Source organism: Caulobacter sp. CCG-8 (assembly GCF_037402475.1).
In the GTDB taxonomy this organism is placed as follows: domain Bacteria; phylum Pseudomonadota; class Alphaproteobacteria; order Caulobacterales; family Caulobacteraceae; genus Caulobacter.
The window spans coordinates 41,729-55,777 of sequence record NZ_JBBEUD010000028.1; the positions used below are offsets into that span (position 1 = coordinate 41,729).

The 14,049-nt window shown below is 68.2% G+C and carries 12 protein-coding genes and 1 riboswitch; of the genes, 3 read left to right on the forward strand and 9 right to left on the reverse strand.

Annotated features, from left to right (window positions below):
- Positions 1 to 107: 107 nt before the first annotated feature.
- On the reverse strand, positions 108 to 2,492 hold the full coding sequence (locus WAE60_RS21740; protein ID WP_337688719.1) for a TonB-dependent siderophore receptor: 2,385 nt from the start codon (positions 2,490 to 2,492) through the stop codon (positions 108 to 110).
- A gap of 264 nt (positions 2,493 to 2,756) precedes the next feature.
- A riboswitch (ZMP/ZTP riboswitch) is annotated at positions 2,757 to 2,836 on the forward strand.
- Positions 2,837 to 2,855: 19 nt separating this feature from the next.
- On the opposite strand from WAE60_RS21740, the gene WAE60_RS21745 reads away from it, so the two are divergent.
- Positions 2,856 to 3,488 (forward strand): LysE family translocator, encoded by a 633-nt coding sequence (locus WAE60_RS21745; protein ID WP_029910323.1) that lies wholly within the window; start codon positions 2,856 to 2,858, stop codon positions 3,486 to 3,488.
- Between the two features lie 196 nt (positions 3,489 to 3,684).
- Positions 3,685 to 4,434 carry a ribonuclease T gene (locus WAE60_RS21750; RefSeq protein ID WP_337688721.1) on the forward strand — a complete coding sequence of 250 codons (750 nt, stop codon included), beginning with the start codon at positions 3,685 to 3,687 and terminating at the stop codon, positions 4,432 to 4,434.
- Between the two features lie 258 nt (positions 4,435 to 4,692).
- Here the strand turns inward: WAE60_RS21750 and pnp are convergent, their stop codons facing one another.
- The 4 genes from pnp to rbfA form a co-directional block, all read right to left on the reverse strand.
- Complete coding sequence (gene pnp / locus WAE60_RS21755; RefSeq protein WP_029910318.1) at positions 4,693 to 6,843, reverse strand: polyribonucleotide nucleotidyltransferase; 2,151 nt, start codon at positions 6,841 to 6,843, stop codon at positions 4,693 to 4,695.
- Positions 6,844 to 7,108: 265 nt separating this feature from the next.
- Positions 7,109 to 7,378: a 30S ribosomal protein S15 gene (gene rpsO / locus WAE60_RS21760; RefSeq protein ID WP_029910315.1), complete on the reverse strand. Its 270-nt coding sequence runs from the start codon at positions 7,376 to 7,378 to the stop codon at positions 7,109 to 7,111.
- Positions 7,379 to 7,392: 14 nt separating this feature from the next.
- Positions 7,393 to 8,325: a tRNA pseudouridine(55) synthase TruB gene (gene truB, locus WAE60_RS21765; RefSeq protein ID WP_337688725.1), complete on the reverse strand. Its 933-nt coding sequence runs from the start codon at positions 8,323 to 8,325 to the stop codon at positions 7,393 to 7,395.
- A gap of 3 nt (positions 8,326 to 8,328) precedes the next feature.
- Positions 8,329 to 8,781: a 30S ribosome-binding factor RbfA gene (rbfA, locus tag WAE60_RS21770; protein WP_029910310.1), complete on the reverse strand. Its 453-nt coding sequence runs from the start codon at positions 8,779 to 8,781 to the stop codon at positions 8,329 to 8,331.
- Between the two features lie 197 nt (positions 8,782 to 8,978).
- On the opposite strand from rbfA, the gene WAE60_RS21775 reads away from it, so the two are divergent.
- Positions 8,979 to 9,434: a VOC family protein gene (locus tag WAE60_RS21775; RefSeq protein ID WP_337688727.1), complete on the forward strand. Its 456-nt coding sequence runs from the start codon at positions 8,979 to 8,981 to the stop codon at positions 9,432 to 9,434.
- An 11-nt stretch (positions 9,435 to 9,445) separates the two neighbouring features.
- Here the strand turns inward: WAE60_RS21775 and WAE60_RS21780 are convergent, their stop codons facing one another.
- The 4 genes from WAE60_RS21780 to infB all read right to left on the reverse strand — a co-directional run.
- Positions 9,446 to 10,246 carry a dienelactone hydrolase family protein gene (locus WAE60_RS21780; RefSeq protein WP_337688729.1) on the reverse strand — a complete coding sequence of 267 codons (801 nt, stop codon included), beginning with the start codon at positions 10,244 to 10,246 and terminating at the stop codon, positions 9,446 to 9,448.
- A 70-nt stretch (positions 10,247 to 10,316) separates the two neighbouring features.
- Positions 10,317 to 10,790 (reverse strand): hypothetical protein, encoded by a 474-nt coding sequence (locus WAE60_RS21785; protein ID WP_231499451.1) that lies wholly within the window; start codon positions 10,788 to 10,790, stop codon positions 10,317 to 10,319.
- Positions 10,791 to 10,891: 101 nt separating this feature from the next.
- Positions 10,892 to 11,404 carry a DUF2939 domain-containing protein gene (locus WAE60_RS21790; protein WP_029910301.1) on the reverse strand — a complete coding sequence of 171 codons (513 nt, stop codon included), beginning with the start codon at positions 11,402 to 11,404 and terminating at the stop codon, positions 10,892 to 10,894.
- Positions 11,405 to 11,536: 132 nt separating this feature from the next.
- A partial coding sequence (gene infB / locus WAE60_RS21795; protein ID WP_337688731.1) for a translation initiation factor IF-2 occupies positions 11,537 to 14,049 on the reverse strand: 2,513 nt, incomplete at its 5' end.

Consider the following 14,049-nt stretch of genomic DNA (forward strand, 5'->3'; position numbering starts at 1 on the left):
ATTTATCCGAAGGATAAATGGTGGGCAGAGATATGGCCTCGCCCGGGAGGGGCCGCTCCCGGGCGAGGCTTTGAACGTCAGGACGAGCACTCCGGGGAGGAGAAGGCTCAGTACTTGACGTTCAAGGTCAGGATCGCCTGCCGGCCGGGGGCCGGGTCGGCGTGGTGGACGCCGTTGGTGCGCATGATGTAGCGCTCGTCGCCGACGTTCTGGACGTTCAGCTGCAGGTCGACCTTGTCGTTGACGACGTAGCTGGCGAAGGCGTCGAAGCGCCAGTAGTCGGGCGCGTAGACCGCGTTGGTCCCGCCGCCCGCGCCGCCCTGGTTGCCGCCGAACATCTTGGAGACGTAGTAGGCCCCGCCGCCGGCCGAGAGCTTGCGCGTCACCCGATAGGTCGTGAACAGGCTGAAGCTGTTCTTGGGCGTGTTGGCCAGCGGGTCGCCCTCGTTGATGTTGGGGATGATCGCCCCGGTGCCCGACTGGATCGTCACCGCGCCATGAACCAGCTCGCTGTCCATGTAGGTGTAGCCGCCGAAAGCCTGCCACTTGGGCGTGATGTTGCCCGAGATGCCCAGCTCCACGCCCTTGACCTGCGTCTCGCCCACCTGGGCGAACACGCCGTTGTTGATCTGGATCAGGGCGTTCTTGCGGGTGGTCTTGAAGACCGCGCCCGACAGGGCCAGCGTGTCGTTGAACAGCGTCCACTTGCCGCCGGCCTCGAAGCTTTCGGTGTCTTCCGGCTCCAGCAGTTGGTTGGGCGTCGTGCCGACCGTGCCGGTGATGCCGTTGCTGTTCTGGTCGCCGCCCTGGACGCCCGGCGGGGTCGAGGCCGTGCCGTATGAGATGTAGAGGCTGGAGTCCTCGGTCGGCTTGAAGACCAGGCCGGCCTGGTAGCTGGTGAAGTCCCATTCGCCCTGGCGGTAGGTGATCGTGCCGCCCGAGAACGCGCCCTGGTTCTGGGTGAAGCTGGCGTAGTCGTAGCCGGCGCTCTCATAGTGGTCGTGGCGCAGGCCCAGGTTCAGCAGCCACCTGTCGCCGAACTTGATGGTGTCGAAGCCATAGATCGCGGCGGTCTTGGAGACATTGCGGTTGGCCGGGCTGCGATTGATGATGCCGGTCCAGGGATCGTTCGGATTGGGGGCGTAGACCAGGGTGCAGTCGCCCTGGCCCAGATTGGTGGCGTTGGTGCCCATGTTGAAGCCCGCCGGACAGGCCGAGCCCGACGTGGTGTAGGTCGAATAGGTGGCGTTGAGGTTTTCCTCGCGGCTCAGCTCGATCCCGAGGTCGAAGCTGTGGCTGAAGGCGCCGGTGTCGAACTTGCCGTGGAAGTCGGTGTTGGCCGCCATGGTCTCGACCGGGTTCCAGCGGGTCTTGGTGCCGCGCTTCATCCACCATTGGCCGCCGATCAGCTGGGCCGCGCCGCCGTCGCCGGGATTAGTGACGATGTAGTCGTTGAGCGTCTTGGACCAGCGGACCACCTGGCGCACGCCGAGATTCGAGTTGATCGCGTGATCGACCGCGAAGGTGGCGATGTCGGCCTTGGTCTTCTGATAGTCGCGGGCCTTGAGGCCGTAGAAGCTGCTGTAGTCGACGTCCAGGATGCCCGAGTCCGTGCGGGGCACGCCGGGGACCTTGGTGAACAGCGGGATGCCGTAGTCGGGCATCGCGTTGCTGTCGAGGTGGTAGTAGCTCAGCGTCATCTGGGTCGGACCATCCAGGCCCGCGGCGATCGACGCGGCCGCGCCCCAGCGGTCGAAGTCCACGGCGTCGCGGCCGGGCGTGTCGCCCTGGGTGCCCAGCAGGTTCAGGCGGACGGCGACGCTGTCGTTGATCTGGTGGTTCAGGTCGGCGGTGGCGCGGACGTAGCTGTCGGTGCCGCCGGCGATCGAGGCGCGGACGAAATCGTCGGCCTTGGGGCTCTTGGACGTCAGGTTGATGCTGCCGCCGCCCGAGCCGCGGCCGCTGTAGGCGCTGTCGGGGCCCTTCACGACCTCGACCTGCTCGAGGTTGAACACTTCGCGGGTCTGGCCGCCGCTGTCGCGCAGGCCATCGACGAAGACGTCGTTGGCGCTGGACTGGCCGCGGATGAACGGACGGTCGGCCAGGGGCTGGCCGCCCTCGCCCGCCCCGAAGGTGATGCCGGGCGAGGTGCGCAGGATGTCCTGCAGCGAGGTGGCGGCGGTCTGCTCGATGATCTTGCGCGGGATGACCGTGATGGCCTTGGGCGTGTCGACCAGCGGCGCGGTCAGCTTGGGCGACTGGACCTCGGTGTTGCGCTTGCCGTCGACCTTGACGCCCGAGACCTCGGTGGCGCTGTCGGCGGGACCGGCGGTGGCGATCGCCGCGTCGGCGGCGGCGTCGGCCTCGGGCGCGGCGGCGAACGCGGCGGGGGCCAGGGACAGGCCGGCCAGACCGGCGACGGCGGCGACGCCCAGCGCGGCGCGGGTCTGGCTGCGGACGCCGGCGACGGCGGGCTTGGAATTCTTGTTCATCGAATAACCCCAGCAAGGCCGTCGGAGGAGCGCGGCCCTTTGTCGTAATTGCGACGCGTTCTTATCTGGAGCGTTGCCGGTGTGCAATGATAATCATTCGCAGAAATACGCGGAGAGGGGACATGCGCTCGCGCGTGTCCCCAATGCCGGCGCCGCGAGATCAGGGGACACGCCCAAGGGCATGTCCCCGGCCCTGTCAGGGCGCGTGCCGGCCGCCTTCAGCAAAGCTGGTCTCAACCTTCACCGCGAACCGGTGTACACAACCGGCGTCCGCGTGACTGGCGATCACAGGGAGCACCCTGAGGGAGCGCGGACGTCACGAGCCGTTCGCCTGGGCGCCCACCTCTGACGCGGAGTCCGCCCATGCCCGAAGCCAAGACCTGGATCGCCTTCTGTCTCGTGTGCCTGGGCATGGCCCTGACCCCCGGGCCGAACATGATCTATCTGGTCAGCCGCTCGATCTGCCAGGGACGCTGGGCCGGGATCGTGTCGCTGGTCGGCACCGCCGCCGGCTTCGTGGTCTATCTGGTCTGCGCGGCCCTGGGCATCACCGCCCTGCTGATGGCCGCGCCCATCGCCTACGACATCCTGCGGTTCGGCGGCGCGCTCTACCTGCTGTGGCTGGCCTGGCAGGCCATCAAGCCGGGCGGGGCCTCGCCGTTCCAGGTGCGCGATCTGCCCAAGGACAGCCCCGCCAAGCTGATCAGCATGGGCTTCCTGACCAACCTGCTGAACCCCAAGGCCGCGATGCTCTATCTGTCGCTGCTGCCGCAGTTCATCGACCCGCACCGGGGCGCGATCTTCGGCCAGTCCCTGGCCCTGGGCGGCAGCCAGATCGTCATCAGCCTGACGGTCAACGGCTGCATCTGCCTGGCGGCGGGGACCATCGCGACCTTCCTGGCCACGCGCCCCAGCTTCGCCCTGATCCAGCGCTGGCTGATGGCCACGGTCCTGGGCGGCCTGGCCGTGCGCATGGCCACCGAGGCGCGGCGCTGATCTCTCTTTATCCGCTCATCCCGGCGAATGCCGGGACCCAGATGGAATGGCTTTGAGGCTGACGCCACGAGCGCCAAGACCCTCCAATCATCCCTCGCCACTAAGGGATCTGGGTCCCGGCATTCGCCGGGATGAGCGGAGTTTTAGGTTGGCCAAGCCGTGCTAGAGAAGCGTCAGCTAGCGCTGGAGTTCTGCCATGCTGTCGTCCAAGGCCTTCCAGGTCATCGCCACTGCCCTTGCCTCGCTGGCCCTGGCCGGCGCCGCCCACGCCTCGAGCCTGAAGGCCTGCACGGTCCCGCCCAGCGTGATCCCGGCGCCCGCCGAGAAGCCGCCCGCCGGCGAAATCCACACCGACGTCCCCACCGCCGCCTATCTGCTGGCCCTGTTCTGGTCGCCCGAGGCCTGCCGCGCGGGCATTCCGGAGTCGAACAAGATCATCCAGTGCCAGACCAACAGCTTCGGCTTCACCGTGCACGGCCTGTGGCCGAACGGGCCGGACAAGGTCCACCCGCGCTACTGCAAGCCCAGCCCGCCGATGAGCGCGGCGACCGTGCTGGCCAATCTCTGCATGACCCCCTCGCCCTGGCTGCTGCAGCACGAGTGGCAGGCCCACGGCGCCTGCCAGTGGGACACGCCCGAGGCCTATTTCAAGAAGGCCCGCGAAGTGCGCCAGGGCCTGAAGGTCCCGGACCTCAAGCCGGGCCCCGAAGGCACGATGACCGCGGGCGAGATCCGCAGGGCGTTCCTGAAGGGCAATCGCGGCATGACCGCCGAGGGCCTGAACGTGCGCGTCAAGGAAGGCCGCCTGACCGAGGTCTGGGTCTGCATGGACCTGGACTTCAAGCTGGCCGCCTGCCGGGGCGGCAACGGCGCGGCGGACGATGCGGTGGTGACCGTGACGCCGATGGCGCCGGCGATCGCCACGAAGCCGAAGAAGAAGGGTTAGGGGCCCTTCTTCTTCGCTCCCTCCTACTCGCCGTCATTCCGGGCCTTGCGCCCGAAACCCCTCTGTCCGCTGCAAGTGCGGAAGGGTGGCGCGCCCGCGCGCCATGGCGTTTCACGTGCAAGCTGAACCAGGGGTCCCGGGCACAAGGCCCGGGATGACGGAGGTTGAGATGGGGCAAGCACACCTCCAAACGCAAAACGGGCGGCCCCTTTCGGAGCCGCCCGCTGCTGAAGCCTCACGATGGAGACGCCATCACCCTCAGGTGTTGACGGCTTCCTCCGGGGTCACTTCGGTCTTCTTGGACAGGTCTTCGCCGGTTTCCTGGTCGACGACCTTCATCGACAGCTTGGTCTTGCCGCGATCGTCGAAGCCCAGGAGCTTGACCTTCACGATCTGGCCTTCCTTCAGCACGTCCGAGGGCTTGGCCACCCGCTCGTTGCTGATCTGGCTGACGTGGACCAGGCCGTCCTTGGCGCCGAAGAAGTTCACGAAGGCGCCGAAGTCGACGACCTTGACGACCTTGCCGTCGTAGATCGCGCCGACTTCCGCTTCCTGGGTGATCGACTTGATCCAGTCCACGGCGGCCTTGATCTTGGCGCCGTCCGAGGCCGAGACCTTCACGATGCCTTCGTCGTTGATGTCGACCTTGGCGCCGGTGGTGGCGACGATCTCGCGGATCACCTTGCCGCCGGTGCCGATCACTTCGCGGATCTTATCGGTCGGGATGGTGATGGTCTCGATCTTCGGAGCGAAGTCGCCGACCTCTTCACGCGGGGCGTCCATGGCCTTGTTCATCTCGCCCAGGATGTGGGCGCGACCGTCCTTGGCCTGGGCCAGGGCCTGCTTCATGATTTCCGGCGTGATGCCGGCGATCTTGATGTCCATCTGCAGCGAGGTCAGACCCTCGCTGGTGCCGGCCACCTTGAAGTCCATGTCGCCCAGGTGGTCTTCGTCGCCCAGGATGTCGGACAGGACGGCGAAGCCGTCCTTTTCCAGGATCAGGCCCATGGCGATGCCCGAGACCGGACGGACCAGCGGCACGCCGGCGTCCATCATGGCCAGCGACGAACCGCAGACCGTGGCCATCGAGGACGAGCCGTTCGACTCGGTGATCTCGGAGACCAGGCGGATGGTGTAGGGGAAGTCTTCCTTGGCCGGCAGCATCGGGCGCAGGGCGCGCCAGGCCAGCTTGCCGTGGCCGATCTCGCGGCGGCCCGGGCTGCCCATGCGGCCCGTTTCACCGACCGAGTAGGGCGGGAAGTTGTAGTGCAGCAGGAAGGATTCCTTGTAGGTGCCTTCCAGGGCGTCGATGAACTGCTCGTCGTCGCCGGTGCCCAGGGTGGCGACCACGATCGCCTGGGTCTCGCCGCGGGTGAACAGGGCCGAGCCGTGGGTGCGCGGCAGGATGCCGACTTCGCCCAGGATCGGACGGACCTTGTCGACGGTGCGGCCGTCGATGCGCAGGCCGGTGTCCAGGATGCCGCGACGCACGACGTCGGCTTCCAGTTCCTTGAAGATGGCGCCCAGCTTCAGCGGGTCGTAGCCGGCCGGGTTGGTGTCCGACAGGCCGAGGGCCGCGACGGCCTTCTTCTTGGCGGCGCCGACCGCTTCGTAGCGGTCCTGCTTCTTCTGGATCTTGTAGGCGGCCGCGATGTCGGCGCCCACGATGCCCTTCATCTCGGCCTTCACCGCGTCGGTGTCTTCCGGTTCGAACTCGAAGGGTTCCTTGGCGGCATGCTCGGCCAGCTCGATGATCGCGTCGATCACCGTCTGCATTTCCTTGTGGGCGAAGTTGACGCCGCCCAGCACGATCTCTTCCGAGAGCTCTTGGATTTCCGACTCGACCATCATCACGGCGTCGGCGGTGCCGGCCACGACCAGGTCCATCTTGCTGTCCTTCTGCTCGTCGAGCGTCGGGTTCAGCACGTAGGCGCCGTCAACGTAACCGACGCGCGCGGCGCCGATCGGGCCCATGAACGGGGCGCCCGACAGGACCAGGGCGGCCGAGGCGGCCACCATCGACAGGATGTCGGGATCGTTCTCGAGGTCGTGCTGCAGCACGGTGCAGACCACCTGGACTTCGTTCTTGAAGCCCTTGACGAACAGCGGGCGGATCGGACGGTCGATCAGGCGGGAGACCAGGGTCTCCTTCTCCGACGGACGGCCTTCGCGCTTGAAGAAGCCGCCGGGGATCTTGCCGGCCGCGAAGGTCTTTTCCTGATAGTTGACCGTCAGCGGGAAGAAGTCTTGACCCGGCTTCTGGCTCTTGGCGAACACGGCGGTGGCCAGGACGACAGTTTCGCCCATGGTGGCCAGAACGGCGCCGTCGGCTTGACGGGCGATGCGACCGGTTTCGAGGACCAGCGTCTTGCCGCCCCACTCGATCGTCTTGCGTTTGATGTCGAACATTTTTCTTCTTTCGGTTCCCGTGGGCGGATTCCCATCGGGGGCGGACAGGGGCGGACGGCCGTGCTTACAAAAGCAATTGGAGCGGCCCGATGATCCTCATCCAGTTCGACAGGCGGGTTTGAGGATGGAAAACCCTCGGACGTACGTCGGATGCTTATCCTGAATGGAAGCGACCCGGATCGACTGTTGGTCTCGGCCTGTCTCGAAACCAAAAGCCTGAAAAGCGTTCCGCCGCCCTACGCGAGTAGGACGGCGGAATTGCGTCTTAGCGGCGCAGACCCAGCTTCTCGATGAGGGCCGCGTAACGGCCTTCGTCGGACTTCTTCAGGTGGTCGAGGAGCGAGCGACGCTGGGAAACCAGCTTCAGCAGGCCACGACGGCTGTGGTTGTCCTTCTTGTGGGTCTTGAAGTGCTCGGTCAGGTTGGCGATGCGCTCGGAGAGGATCGCGACCTGGACTTCGGCGCTGCCGGTGTCGCCCGCGGTGCGGGCGTGCTCGACGATAAGAGCGCTCTTGCGCTCGGCAGTGATCGACATCGGTTTGTCTCCGCTCAGGTGAGTTGGAAGACCCGCACCGGATTGAGCTTTCCGGCGCGCATCTCGCACAAGGCCACCAACCTCTCTCCGGACATGGCGGAAACGGTGCGATCGCCGGGCGTGAGCTCGGCTTTCAGCTGTTCCACCTGCCTTGGGAGCAGAACGATGGCGCGTCCTTGCGCAAGCCGGAAGGCGTCTTCATCGGTCACGGCCACCGCCGGGATGTCGTCCAGCGCGGTCTCGACCGGAAGCAATGCCTCCGACAGCCGGGCCTCATAGCTTAAATTCTCGAGGGTTTCCAGGCCTATCGCCGAATCCTCGCTGAACCGGCCGACTCGCGTCCGGCGAAGCTGGTCGACGTGGCCGCAGGCGCCGAGCGCGGCGGCCAGGTCGCGGACCACGGCGCGGACATAGGTGCCCTTGCCGCATTCCATCTCCAGCTCGATGTGGTCGGCGTCCGGCGCGGCGGTGACGCGCAGGGCGTGGACGGTGACCTTGCGGGTCTTCAGTTCGAACTCGACGCCCTCGCGGGCCAGGTCGTAGGCGCGCTCGCCGTCGACCTTGATGGCCGAATAGTTGGGCGGCACCTGGTCGATCTCGCCGACGAAGGCCGGCAGCGCGGCCTCGACCTGTTCGCGGGTGGGGCGCACCTCGCTGCTGTCGGTGGTCTCGCCCTCGCGGTCCAGGGTGGTGGTCGAGCGGCCCCACTGGATCATGAAGCGATAGGCCTTGTCGGCGTCCATCAGGAACGGGACGGTCTTGGTCGCCTCGCCCAGGGCCAAGGGCAGGATGCCCGTCGCCAGAGGATCAAGAGTGCCGGCGTGCCCCGCCTTCTGGGCGTTGAACGCCCGGCGCACGCGGCTGACGGCGCTGGTCGAGGTCAGGTCGTAGGGCTTGTCCAGGCAGACCCAGCCCGAGACGGCGTCGCCCTTCTTGCGGCGGGCCATGGCCTAGTCCTCGTCATCCATGACGTCGGACAGGCGGCGCACGTCGGCCTGCACGCGCGGATCCTCGAACAGGCGGTCCATGTAGGCGGCCGAATTGAAGCTCTCGTCGTGGATGAACTTCAGGTCGGGCGTGAACTTCATGTCGATCGACTTGCCCAGGCGCCCGCGCAGGAACTTGGCCGCATGGTTGAGCGCCTTGATGATCGCGTCGATGTGCTGCTCGGTCTCGCCCGTGACGCCGGCCCCCAGGGGTTCGACGAAACAGATGGCGTGCTTGAGGTCGGGGCTCATGCGCACCTCCGACACCGTCACCGACACGCCGGCCAGGGCGGGATCGGCCAGCTCCTCCTCGCGCAGGATGTCGACCAGGGCGTGGCGGATCAGCTCGCCGGCGCGGAGCTGGCGCTGCGACGGACCGACGGGTCCGCCCTTCTTGTTTTCGGTGTGGCGCTTCATGGCGCGGTCGCCTCGATGCCCGGCCGGCGGATCGAACGCCGGTAGCGCGGGGAGAAATGGAAGGCGGGGTGTCTAGGCGCGCGGGACGGAAAAGTCCAGTGCGGGAAAGGTCTTGGCCGCGGGCGGCCTCTCAGCCGTTGGACGCGTCGGACGCCGAGCGCTAGGCTGGGTCGGGAGCTGCGTCGGAGGGACGAAGGATGGTGTTGCGGCGCGCGGGCCTGATTTTGTCAGCCCTACTCTTCACGCTTGCCTCGTCGTCGGCGGTTCACGCCGAGCCCGCCGGACGCATCACCGGCGTCGGCGGCGTCTTCGTCAAGAGCAAGGACCCCAAGGCCCTGGCCCGCTGGTATCGCGACGTGCTCGGCATCGCGGTCGAGCCCTGGGGCGGGGCGGCGTTGCGATACGACGCACCGGGACATCCGCCCGCCGTCGCCTGGAACGCCCTTCCCAGCGCTTCAAGCTACACCAGTCCGTCGACACGGGAGTTCATGATCGATTTCGCCGTCGACGACCTGGACGCCTTTCTCGCCCGCCTGGAAGCCAAGGGCGTGACGGTCCTCAAGCGCGACGATTCCGATCCCAGCGGCAAGTTCGCGTGGATCCTCGATCCCGACGGCACCAAGATCGAACTGTGGCAGCCCAAGCCTGAATAGGCCTCGGCACGTCAGGCCCCCGTCCGCGCCTTGAAGAAGTCCAGAACCTTGCGGTGGACCTTCATCGTCTCGCCGGCCGGGTCGTCGCGGTCCAGGTGGATGGTCAGAACCGAGTGGGGATCGCGGCCCGTGCCTTGCTTGGCCACGGCGTCCGGCAGGGTGATGGCCTCGACACGGGCGCCCAGCTCGCGCTCCAGGGTCTGGAAGCGGGCGCAGGGGACCAGCACGTCGCCCTCGAACCGCAGGGCGATCAGCGACAGGTCCTCGGCCTCCATCCGCGCCTTGGCGACGGCCAGTTCCTTGGGCGAGACGTCCAGTTCGCCGCCCTTCTTGCGGCCCGCCGGCAGGGAGGGCTCGGCCAGGACCGGGGCCACGACCGACGGCTCGGTCATCATCGCCAGGGCGAAGCCGCCGGTGAAGCACATGCCCACCGCGCCGACGCCCTTGCCGCCGCATTCGGCGTGGGTCTTTCGCGCCAGAGCCCGCAGCCAGTCGACGATGGGACTGGAGCGGCCGCCCGCCCAGATCGCGAACTCCCGGCCCACGCAGGCCAGCTTCAGCATGGTGGCGGTGACGTAGCCGTTCGAGGCGGGCTTGCCCGGCTTGCCGAACAGGCTGGGGCAGAACACCGTCATCCCCTCGGCCGCCACGTCGCGGGCGAACTGCAGCACCTGGGGGTTCAGGCCGGGGATCTCGTGGATGACGATCACCGCCGGGCCGGACCCGATGCGGTAGACCGGCCGCGTCCAGCGCCCGTCGTGGAAGTCGAACTTCGTGAACCCCGCCAGTGCGTCGTCGTGGATCTTCGCCATGCCCGCCCCCCTGCTCTCTTGGCGAGCATGACACAGGGCGAACGCCGTTCTCAAAGAAAACCGTACGGGCTCAGCCCGGCCCGTTGCCGCCGGTCCAGTCCTCCATCGGGTCGGGCAGATTGCCGCCCGGCAGCTTCCATTCGCCCCGGTACGAGAAGTCCAGCGTGCCGCACAGCCGGGCGGGGCCGCCCTTGGGGTCGTCACCGAACGCCTGGACGCGCAGGTCGCGATAGACGGCCAGCCGGCTGAAGCTCAGCCACAGCCGCGTGGAACCCGGGCAGAAGGCGCGGATGAAGATCCGACCCTGCTCGTACTTGGGATCGATCTCGTACAGCGACAGGTCGGGATCGGCGCCCTGGACCGTCTTCAGCCCGCCCGGGCCCAGGTCCTTCTCGCGGCCGTCGGTCACCCGGCCCTGCACCTTCACGCCCGTGGCGATCACCTTCTGGACCCGCGTGCTGGTCAGCTTCTTGTCGAACAGCACGGTCAGGCCCGCCCCGGTCAGCCGCTTGGCGTCGGCCGAGACCGGATCATAGGAGTACATCTTGCGCTCGGCATGGGCCGTCCCCGCCGCGAGGCAGGCGACGACCAGGCCCAGAGCGACCTTCAGGCCCGTCCCGCGGGCCGCCCCCGACACCCCTCGCCTCACAGCTTCAGGTGACGCTTGGCGATCTCGGGATCGAAGCCCGACAGCCGCCAGGTTCCGTTCTCGAGGGTGAAGGTCAGCAGGCACGGGCCGTTCTTGTCCTTGGCGGCGCACACCTGGTCGGAGCCGACATAGCGCAGGCCGGCGGCGATGCTGATGCGGTCGGGGATCGGCCGGTCGGGGGTGTAGCCGTAATAGTCGGCCGCGTAGCGGAAGGTCTCGGGCTGCACCAGGGCGTCGCCGGCGAGGCTGGCCGCGGGGCCGGCCAGGGCGATGGCCGCCGCCTGCCAACCGCCCAGGTTCGAAGCGCGCGCCTTGCGCACCAACTCGCTCTCGATCTCGGCCTTGAGGGCCGGTCGGTCGACGCGGGCGTCGAAGGCGGCGTGGTCGTTGTTGCGGATCGCCACCAGCAGGGCGTGCACGTCGCCGGCCGCGTCGTAGCGGGTGGCCGTGGCGCAGGCCGACAGCGAGACGGCGGCGAGGGCGACGGCGAAGAGGGCTCGAATGCGCATGGCGCTAGGGTTAGGCCTGAAATCGGGCGATTTCCAGTCCGGCGTCACGCGGGCCCTCTCCCAAGCGGGAGAAGGAAAAAGGGCGCGGACCTCGCGGTCCGCGCCCCTGTCTCGTCAAAGCTCCGGCGGACCTTAGTCCAGCTGGCGCTTGATCTCTTCGACGGTGAAGCACTCGATGGTGTCGCCGACCTTGATGTCCTGGAAGCCCGCGAACATCATGCCGCACTCCTGGCCGGACGGGACCTCGTTGACCTCGTCCTTGAAGCGCTTGAGCGTCTGCAGCGTGCCCAGTTCCAGCACCACGATGTCCTGACGGATGATCCGGACCTTGGCGCCCTTGCGGACCACGCCTTCGGTGACGCGGCAGCCGGCGACCTTGCCCACCTTGGAGATGTCGAAGGCCTGCAGGACTTCGGCGTTGCCGAGGAAGGTTTCGCGCTGGATCGGCGCCAGCATGCCCGAGAGCACGCCTTTGATGTCGTCCAGCAGGTCGTAGATGATCGCGTAGTAGCGGATCTCGACGCCTTCGCGTTCAGCCAGCGCACGCGCCTGGGCCGAGGCCCGGACGTTGAAGCCGATCAGCGGCGCGCCGGCGCCCTTGGCCAGCATCACGTCGCTCTCGCTGATGGCGCCGGCGCCCGACAGGATGATCCGCGCGCGGACCTCGTCGGTGGCCATCTGCTCCAGCGAGCCGATGATCGCCTCGGCCGAGCCCTGCACGTCGGCCTTGATGACCAGCGGCAGCTCGCGCAGCTTCTTGTCCTGCAGCTTGGCCATCATGTCGGCCATGCTGGTGGCGCCCGCGCCGACCGGATGCATCGACTTCTCGCGCTTCAGGCGGATGCGGTACTCGGTCAGCTCGCGGGCGCGGGCTTCGTTTTCCACGACCGCGAAGCTGTCGCCCGGCGACGGCACGCCGTCCAGGCCGAGGATCTCGACCGGGGTGGCGGGACCGGCTTCGGTCAGTTGCTCGTTGCGCTCGTTCAGCAGGGCGCGGACCCGGCCGAACTGGCTGCCGGCCACGACGATGTCGCCGCGCTTCAGCGTGCCGCGATTGACGAGGACGGTCGAAACCGCGCCGCGACCCTTGTCCAGCTTGGCCTCGATCACCACGCCGTCGGCGGTGCGGTCGGGGTTGGCCTTCAGGTCCAGCACTTCGGCCTGCAGCAGGATGCGCTCGATCAGCTCGTCCAGGCCCTGGCCGGTCTTGGCCGAGACCTCGACGATCTGGGTGTCGCCGCCCAGGCTTTCCACGACGATCTCGTGTTGCAGCAGCTCGTTGGTCACCCGGGTCGAATCCGAGCCCGGCTTGTCCATCTTGTTGACGGCCACGATGATCGGGACCTCGGCGGCCCGAGCGTGTTTGATCGCCTCGATCGTCTGGGGCATGACGCCGTCGTCACCGGCCACCACCAGGATGACGATGTCGGTGATGTTCGCGCCGCGCGCCCGCATCTGCGAGAACGCCGCGTGGCCCGGGGTGTCGAGGAAGGTGACCTTCTGGCCGTTTTCCAGACGCACCTGGTAGGCGCCGATGTGCTGGGTGATGCCGCCGTGCTCGCCGCCGGCCACGTCGGCCTTGCGCAGCGCGTCCAGCAGGCTGGTCTTGCCGTGGTCGACGTGACCCATGACGGTGACGACCGGGGGCCGGGGCTCCAGGTGATCGTCGATGTCCTCGGCGCCGATGAAGCCTTCTTCGACGTCGGCTTCCGACACGCGCTTGACGGTGTGGCCGAACTCGGTGGCCACCAGCTCGGCGGTGTCGTTGTCGATGACGTCGTTGATCTTCAGCATCACGCCCTGACGCATCAGGAACTTGATGATGTCGACGCCGCGCACGGCCATCCGGTTGGACAGTTCCTGCACGGTGATGACGTCGGGGATGACCACTTCGCGCGAGACGCGGGCCTGTTCGGCCACGCCGCCGCGGCGCTTTTCCTTTTCGCGTTCACGGGCCCGGCGAACCGAGGCCAGCGAGCGCATGCGGTCGGCGGAGTCCCCGTCGCCGGCCACGGTCTGGATGGTCAGGCGGCCTTCGCGGCGCTGCGGGGCGCCCTTGGCGCGGCTGACCGCCTTGCCGGGGGCCGCGGCCTTGCGACGATCGTCCTCCTCGTCCGGGCGACGGCTGACGTCGCCGCCGGGGCGGGGGGCCGAGCGCGTGGCGCGCTGGATTTCGGGCGTGGCCGGAGCCGAGGCCGGGACGCCCGGACGGGCGCCGCGCGGACCGCCGGGACCCGGGCGGGCGCCGGGCGCCGGTCGCGGAGCCAGGGCCGAATAGCGCACGGTCTGGGCCGGACGGTCGCCCTGCGGACGATCGCCCTGGGGCCGGTCGCCTTGCGGACGGTCGTTGCGGAAGCCGCCCTCGGGACGCGGACCACGCGGCGCGCCGGCGTCGGGACGCGGCGTGCGCTGGTTGTACGGGCCGTCCTGGCGCGGGGCGCGCTGGTTGAACGGCCGGTCCGCGAAGCTGGGACGGTCGCCTTGGGGACGGTCGCCCTGCGGGCGATCGCCCTGGGCGCCCGGACCCGGGCGGTAGGTGGTGGTCGAGGCCCGGTCGTCGCGACGGTCGCGGCTGGGCTCGTAGGTGCGGGTCTGGCCCGGAGCGGGCGCCGGGCGCGGAGCCTCGGCGCGCACCGGCGGCGCGG